The organism is Shewanella sp. S1-49-MNA-CIBAN-0167 (genome assembly GCF_040310145.1).
GTDB classification, from domain to species: domain Bacteria; phylum Pseudomonadota; class Gammaproteobacteria; order Enterobacterales; family Shewanellaceae; genus Shewanella; species Shewanella psychromarinicola.
The window spans coordinates 1-259 of the sequence record NZ_JBEOPO010000353.1 but is presented as its reverse complement, the minus strand read 5'-3'; the positions used below and the strand labels follow the sequence as shown (position 1 = coordinate 259).

1 protein-coding gene is annotated in these 259 nt (G+C 45.2%); it reads right to left on the bottom strand.

The features are described 5' to 3' along the window. On the bottom strand, positions 1 to 259 hold a 259-nt coding region (locus AAEZ00_RS21600; protein WP_351090009.1), incomplete at both ends, for a PEP-utilizing enzyme.

Here is a 259-nt window from a genome sequence, read left to right as displayed (position 1 = left end):
GTAGTCACTGATGGTAGGTTTAATTCGGCAGAAAATTGCTTTTGCTTTTCAACATCGGCATCAATCAGTAATTGGTACTCTTCAATCACTGCTGGCGATGGCGATACCAATAGCTGGCCACGATTCGCATTGAGGACTAATAGTTTTTGATCGATGTCGATTGATAACACATCATCAACGCCAACAATGGCAGGTACACCCAAGGCTCGCGCTAAAATAGCCGCATGAGCATTAACCCCACCACGCTCAGTGACAATAC